This window comes from Thermomonospora echinospora, from assembly GCF_900108175.1.
GTDB classification, from domain to species: domain Bacteria; phylum Actinomycetota; class Actinomycetes; order Streptosporangiales; family Streptosporangiaceae; genus Thermomonospora; species Thermomonospora echinospora.
In genome coordinates this window covers 1-6,883 of record NZ_FNVO01000054.1, presented here as the reverse complement: position 1 = coordinate 6,883, position 6,883 = coordinate 1, and the positions used below count along the sequence as shown (strand labels likewise).

7 protein-coding genes and 1 pseudogene are annotated in these 6,883 nt (G+C 68.1%); 7 read left to right on the top strand and 1 reads right to left on the bottom strand.

Features of this window, described 5'->3' with window-relative positions:
- Positions 1-373, bottom strand: a pseudogene (locus C4U03_RS40925) (hypothetical protein); the annotation flags it as partial.
- Here C4U03_RS40925 and C4U03_RS39515 point away from each other — a divergent pair.
- The 7 genes from C4U03_RS39515 to C4U03_RS39480 all read left to right on the top strand — a co-directional run bounded on the left by C4U03_RS39515 (position 342) and on the right by C4U03_RS39480 (position 6,233).
- Entirely contained in the window at positions 342-617 is a 276-nt protein-coding gene (locus C4U03_RS39515; protein WP_160147265.1) for a UTRA domain-containing protein, read from the top strand. The pseudogene C4U03_RS40925 and the gene C4U03_RS39515 sit on opposite strands and share 32 nt — an antisense overlap.
- Positions 618-912: 295 nt before the next feature.
- Positions 913-1,296 (top strand): MerR family transcriptional regulator, encoded by a 384-nt coding sequence (locus C4U03_RS39510; RefSeq protein ID WP_103944997.1) that lies wholly within the window; start codon positions 913-915, stop codon positions 1,294-1,296.
- Positions 1,293-2,156 carry an LLM class F420-dependent oxidoreductase gene (locus C4U03_RS39505; RefSeq protein ID WP_103944995.1) on the top strand — a complete coding sequence of 288 codons (864 nt, stop codon included), beginning with the start codon at positions 1,293-1,295 and terminating at the stop codon, positions 2,154-2,156. The genes C4U03_RS39510 and C4U03_RS39505 overlap by 4 nt, the downstream gene beginning before the upstream one ends.
- 706 nt (positions 2,157-2,862) lie before the next feature.
- On the top strand, positions 2,863-3,501 hold the full coding sequence (locus C4U03_RS39500) for an HD domain-containing protein (protein WP_103944993.1): 639 nt from the start codon (positions 2,863-2,865) through the stop codon (positions 3,499-3,501).
- Between the two features lie 24 nt (positions 3,502-3,525).
- Positions 3,526-4,149 (top strand): MFS transporter, encoded by a 624-nt coding sequence (locus C4U03_RS39495; RefSeq protein WP_103944991.1) that lies wholly within the window; start codon positions 3,526-3,528, stop codon positions 4,147-4,149.
- A gap of 687 nt (positions 4,150-4,836) precedes the next feature.
- The gene (locus C4U03_RS39485) at positions 4,837-5,775 is read left to right on the top strand and encodes an NADP-dependent oxidoreductase (RefSeq protein ID WP_103944987.1); all 939 of its coding nucleotides are present in this window, start codon (positions 4,837-4,839) and stop codon (positions 5,773-5,775) included.
- Complete coding sequence (locus tag C4U03_RS39480) at positions 5,772-6,233, top strand: cupin domain-containing protein (protein WP_103944986.1); 462 nt, start codon at positions 5,772-5,774, stop codon at positions 6,231-6,233. The genes C4U03_RS39485 and C4U03_RS39480 overlap by 4 nt, the downstream gene beginning before the upstream one ends.
- Positions 6,234-6,883 lie beyond the last annotated feature (650 nt).

The window sequence follows — 6,883 nt, the reverse complement described above, 5'->3', positions numbered from 1 at the left end:
TGAAGTTGTGCGGGTTGATCGGTTGGCCGGTACGGGTCGTGAAGATCAGCCCGGTATCCGTCCAGTCCTTACCAGCCGCCTCTCTGCTCTGGTCCTGCCGCTTGCGCCGCAGCCGTAGCGCCGTCAGGCAGATGTCAGACAGCGGGAGGGTCGCGTCCGAGGCTTCGGTCTTGGTCTCGCGGTGCAGCAGTTCCCGCCGGACGCGCTGGAGCTGCCGCACCAGGCCCGCAACGTTCTTGGAGATCAGTTCCTCCCGGACGGCACCCGACAGCGCGCTACGGAGAACCGTCCAGGCGTCCCGGATGGTGTGCTCGGAGGCGTACTGCTGGCAGCAGTCGCCCTTGGCGCAGCAGCGTCCCGTCCGCTGGATCACCCTCACCACCGCCCGCCTGGCCTACGAGGACGAACGAACCCAACTCCGCATGGACTACACCGAAGCCGTCCTGATCATCACCCGCACCATGTGCGACCAGCAGGGCCGCATGCTGGAGGCCACCGAGGTCAAGGTCCCGGCCAACCGATTCGAGATCGGCCACGGCGCCGAACTCGCCGATGACCCCCACGCCCTGTTCACCCCCGAAGAACTCGCCAGCGAAGGCATCGCCCTCATCATCTAACTGGCTCAAACTTTCTTCACTGCTTCAAGGCTATGAGGCCCCGCCCCCGCACAAGTCCGGAACCGTCCGGCTTCAACACGCCAGGAGTTGCCGGTCAAAGCTCCACGGGCGCCGCGCAAAGCATCGCGCGCACGAGCCAGGCGGGCGGCTTCTACCAGGGATGACGCTTAGATGGAAGTGCCGACTAGGCGTCGCCTGATTCCCTTCAATTCGCTCTGGCTGGGCCCCTGTCGCGGCTTGACCCTGACACTGGTGTCAAGCAGTAGCCTCCCTGATCGACAGACCAGGAGGGCGGATGCAGATCGGGGAACTCGCCGAGCGGGCCGGGGTGAGTACGCGCTCACTGCGCTACTACGAGCAGCAGGGACTGATCTCGGCGCGGCGCGCGGCCAACGGCTACCGGGAATACGAGGAGGCCGACCTGCGGTTGGTCGCGGAGATCCGCGCGCTGCTGGCGGCGGGGTTCAAGCTGGAGGACGCCCGACCGTTTGTGGACTGCCTGCGGGCGGGCCACGAGTTGGGCGTGGCGTGCCCGGAGTCGGTTGCGGTGTCGCGGCGCAAGCTCGCCGAGATCGACGCCGAGATCCGCGTTCTCGTCAGGCGGCGGGCCGAAGTCGCCGCGCAGCTCGCGCAGGCGCGCCCCGGCTGCGAGCTGTTTCCGAGCGAAGGGACGATATGAGATTCGCGATCAGTTACAGCACGCCGTACTACGGCGTGGATGCGGACCGGCTCGTCGCCTACGCCCAGCACGCCGAGAAGTGCGGTTTCGAGGCACTGTATCTGCCAGAGCACATCGCCCTGTATCCCGGCGCGAAGGTCGGAAATCTCGAACTCCCGCCGACGCTGCCCTACGGTGACCCGCTCGACTGCCTGAGCTTTGTCGCCGCCGCCACGGAGCGGATCCTGCTCGGAACAGGCGTTCTGCTGCTGCCGTACCACCACCCGGTGACGCTCGCTAAACGGCTGGCGACCATCGATGTGCTGTCCAAGGGGAGAATGCGGCTGCTGACCGTAGGGATCGGCGCACTGCCGGGCGAGGCCGAGGCGGTCGGAGTGGATTTCCGCACCCGGGGCCGTCGCGCCGATGAAGCGATTCAGGTGATGCGGTCGTTGTGGGCCGGGGGCGAGGAGGGCGTCAGCTTCGACGGGGAGTTTTTCTCCTTCGACAAGCTCGTCAGCTTCCCTAAGCCCTTCGAGGCCACAGGTCTACCGATTCATATCGGCGGATCGAGCCGGGCAGCCGCGCGGCGCGTTGGGCGGTACGGCGACGGCTATTTCGCCGGTGGTGCTCTCCCGGCGGACGAGCGGGCCGCTCAGTTGGACCTCGCCCGCTCTACCGCCGCCGAGGCCGGGCGTGACCCGAAGGGGTTGGAGTACACGCGCTGGGGGTCGATGGACATGTCCGCTGAACGCGTTGAGGACTTCGCCGTGCAGGGCGTGACCCGCATCGTCGTGGGCGCCACCGCCACCGATCCGGAGGAGCAGCGTAAAGAGATGTCGGCGTTCGCCGAACGCTTCGGCCTCCTCCCGGCCCGGTAAACGGGCCGATGCCCTAAGGGCAGCCTCAGGGTGGCATCCACGCAGCCGCCCTGGACGTCGTCGTGAGCGGCCGTGCCGAACCGGACTGAAGTAATCCATACGTGTTGTCTACCTTGGGGAACCGGGGCCGGAAGTGACAGCCCCACCGACGGCCGACGTCCTACGGCCGCCCCTTGCGGGGTGCCCTGCGGGCATCTGCCGGCCCCGGCCCTGCCAGCGCGGAGCCCAAGCCGCGGCCCTCGGTCCGGCGATGGGCAGTCGTGGTCAGTGCGGCGGTGTTCCGGCCGGGGGCAGTGTTCACCACTCCGGTCCCTCCAGAGCCGAATCCGCTCGGTGACCGGCCGGACCCCGGTGGCACTGACCGCCGTGGGGTCGGCGCCACAGGAGACATGTACACCATTCATTGGTAACACACCATTACCCGGAGATGACGGGGACCCTCGTGGGCGGGGTTGCTCAACCGGCAGCGGGCGCCGAAGCCGCCCCTCCGACCGCTCCTGGGTGGCTTCGTCGTGCCGCGGCGGGGTACAGGGCGTCACGAGAGTCAGTACAGCGGTCGTGGTAGAGCACACGGCTGCGATTTCGCCCCGTCCGGATGTAGGTGCTTCCTGGCCGGACGAAGGCGGCGCCGCACGCCGGCCCATGGGCAGCATGGAAGTCGGGCACACGGTCCACAGCCGGCACACTTCCGGGAAAGTCAGAGGTCATGCCAGAAGTCATCGCAGGGTTGGAGATTCCTGAGACAGCGGCGGTCGCCGAAGCGACCAGGCTCATCCAGGAGACGACCAGCCCCCTCATCTACCACCACTCCCGTCGGGTCTTCTTCTTCGGCCTGATTCACGCTCACAAGCTCGGTGTGGAACCGGACCCGGAGCTGCTCTACTTGGCGGCCATGTTCCACGACACCGGGCTCCTGACCCCCTTTTCCGACGTCGAGCAGCGCTTCGAAGTAGATGGCGCCGACCACGCGCGCAAGTTCCTCCTGGACCGGGATTTCTCGACGGCCGCCGCCGAGACCGTCTGGATGGCGATCGCGCTGCACACCACGCCGGGCATCCCCGGCCGGATGGCCCCGGAAATTGCGAGCACGCACCTCGGTGTCTTGACCGACGTGCTCGGCTTCGGCCTGGACGGAATGGAACACGATCAGCTGGGCGAAATCCTCGCCGTCCACCCACGAGGGGATTTCAAGAACGAGTTTCTGCGAGCCTACGTCGACGGGCTCAAGAACCGCCCCGAAACCACGAACGGCACCGTGAACTCCGACGTGCTCGAGCACTTCGTCCCCGGCTTCCGGCGCACGACGACGGTCGAGCGCATCATCGGCTCGCCCTGGCCGAGCTGACCGGACATCGCACGAGGCCACGCGATGAACGGTGTGGGTCACTTCGACAGCGGACGTCGTCTCGGACGCTGTGCTTCTTTCGTCCTGCTCGTCTGCGCCAACGTACCGATGATGGCGACCGTGAGCGCGCCGTCCCCGCTCTACCCGCTGTACCGGGAGCGTTGGGGCTTCTCGGTGATGATGCCGACGGTGATCTTTGCCGTGTACGTCGCCGGTCTGCTCGGCGCCTTGCTGACGGTCGGGTCGCTCAGCGATCACCCGGGCCGCCGTCCGGCGCTGGTCGCCGCCCTCCTCGTGGCCGCGGCCGGCACGGCGAACTTCTGGACCGCCGACGGGGTGGGGGCGCTGCTGATCGCCCGCGTGGCGCAGGGCCTCGCCATCGGGACCGCGACGGGTGCGCTCGCCGCCGGGTTGGTCGAGTTCGCCCTCGGGGAACGCCCGCGCCTGGGGCCCACGATGACAGCCGTGGGCCCCAGCGTTGGCATGGCGATCGGGGCGGGGGCCGTCGGGCTGCTCGTTCAGGCGACCACGCGTCCCGACGCATATGTGTTCCCCCTTTTGACACTGGCGTTCGTGAGCCTCGCCGTGGTGGTCCTCGCGACCCCTGAGACACACCCCAGGCGAGCCGGTGGACTGGCGTCACTGTGACCGCGAGTCCGCGTTCCCAGGAAAGCCCGGCCGGAGTTCCTTGCCTCGGTCCCCGCCATCGCCGCGGGGTGGTCCATGACCGGGCTGTTCCTGGCGCTCACCCCGTCCCTGGTGACCACCGTGCTGCACGTGGGGTCCGGCACTGCGGGTGGGCTCAGCATCGCGGTGTTGTTGTTCCTCACCAACAGTGCGGGCGGGGTGTGGGCCGTCCGGCACATGCCCCGGGTCTCCACCTTGCTGGGGGCCGCGTGTCTAGCCCTCAGGCCCGCGGGGCTGGTGCTCGCCTCCGTGATCATCTTCATCATCGGGTCGGCCATCGCCGGACTGGGCGTCGGTCGACGTTCAACGGAACTCTTCGCGTCATCAGCGCGGCGACCAGCGCGAAGGCCCGGTCGGAGGTGTTCTCCGCCACCTACGTGATCAGCTGCCCGGCACTGAGCGTCCCGTCTCTGGCAGCCGGGCCGCCGGCCCGCTGGTGGGGACTGGAGGCCACGACCTACCTCTACGTCGCGTTCGTCGCAGTGCTCTCCGTGATCGCCGCGGTTCACGCAGGCTCACAAGCGCACCGACGACGGGTGATCCGCGACCTCCGCAGCCGGGAGCCGGCACCACGCGCATCAGGAGCGGGCCCCGTGCTGAGCCCCCACAACCACCCATACCGATGAATGTCCCCGAAAGGATTCGGACATGCGAGCGATAACCGTGCGAGACCGTGATGCGGGTGTCGGCGGCCTCACCCTGGCTGACATGCCCTACCCCCACGCTGCGGAAAACGACGTCATTGTGCGCGTGCACGCCGCGGGCTTCACCCCCGGAGAGCTCGACTGGCCGGCAACGTGGTCCGATCGTGCCGGCCGCGACCGGACACCCAGCATTCCCGGGCACGAGCTGTCCGGAGTCGTGGTCGAACTCGGCTACGGGACCACCGGCCTCACCGTGGGCCAGCGGGTGTTCGGACTGGCCGACTGGACCCGCAACGGATCCCTGGCCGAATACACCGCGGTGGAGGCTCGCAACCTCGCCCCCCTCGCGGCCGACATCGACCACACCGTGGCCGCCGCGCTGCCCATTTCCGGACTGACCGCATGGCAGGGACTGTTCGACCACGCCCATCTCGCGACCGGCCAGACCGTCCTCGTTCACGGCGCCGCGGGCGGCGTCGGCTCGATCACCGTCCAACTCGCGCGAGAGGTCGGCGCCCGCGTGATCGGCACCGGCCGAGCCGACGACCGTGATGTCGTGCTCGGCCTCGGCGCGCAGACCTTCCTCGACCTGGACGCCGACGATTTGCAGAGCGTCGGCGAGGTGGACGTGGTGTTCGACGTCATCGGCGGCGACATCCTCGAGCGATCGACCGAACTGGTACGCCCGGGCGGCACCCTCGTCACCATCGCCGTGCCGCCCACCGTGCAGCCCAAGGACGGGCGGGCCGTTTTCTTCGTCGTCGAACCCGACCGCGCCCGGCTGACCGACCTCGCCCAGCGTCTGCGGGCCGGACGGCTCAAGCCCATCGTCGGCGCCGTGCGACCGCTTTCCGAAACGGCCTCCGCGTTCGCCCGCCACCGCCGCACGCCCGGAAAGACGATCATTCAGGTCGCGGACCGGCAAGGAGCACAGCACTCATGATCAGTAAGCGAATCGCCGGCGGCGTGCTGATCGCCGGCACGGCTGCCGCAGTCATCGGATGCGCCCCTGCGACGGAGCGTCCGACCACCCCGTCCACCGCTGCCGTGGCTTCGGAACACCCTTCCGAGACCCTGAAGCCTCTGATCCAACAGGCGCTCCCGAACGTCCAAGGCAAAACCTTCACCTCGGCGATCGTGACCTTCCCACCGGACGCCCGCGCGGTGCCCCACCGACACGGCAACGCGTTCGTCTACGCCTACGTGCTCAAAGGCACTGTACGCAGTCGGCTCGAAGGCCAACCGATGCGCACATACCACCAAGGCGAGAACTGGACCGAGCAGCCAGGAGCCCACCACGTGGCCACAGAGAACGTCAGCAACACAGAACCGGCCGAGCTCCTCGTCGTCTTCATCTCCACCACCGGAGAACAGCTCAAGACCGACGACCCGCACCAGTAGCCGCCGTCACGACAGCGTGATCAACCTGCAGAGCAACGCGTACTACCAGATCGCCGAACAGCGGCGCCGCATCCCGCCGTCCGACACCCAGTGCGAAGCGGGCGACGCTCCCGCGTCGCGAGGAGCCCGAAACCGAGCCACAGGCACTCGGCCACGGCACCCACGCACCCGCATTGCCGAGCGCTGGAGAGCGTCCCACCGCGGGCATGCATGACGACACCGCCGTGGTGGCCAAGGAGTCGGCCTCGATCGAGAGCCCGGCTAACGACGTACCGAGATGGCGGTAGATGTCCCTAGAGGACGATCACGGTCGCAGGGGATCTCACCAGGGACGATAAGACGCAAGGCACGTGGGGGGACGAGTCGGTTCTGACTACGGATCAGATGACGCGCGCCTCATCGGGGCGGGAACCCCCATAAGAGTCCGGGTCTGTGGACGGCCGCCGCGCTTTGCGCGTGCGGCCTGGGAGCCGTTCACAGCCCGGCCCGCCCACAGCGCCGGCCCCACCACCCGCCCCACTGGGGCGAGCAGGCCCGGGCCTGGAACATGCACAATTCACACCGAAGAGGTCACTGGTTCGAACCCAGTATCGCCCACCAGTTCAGAGCCCCCTTCCGATCATGGAAGGGGGCTCTTTGCATGCCGTACA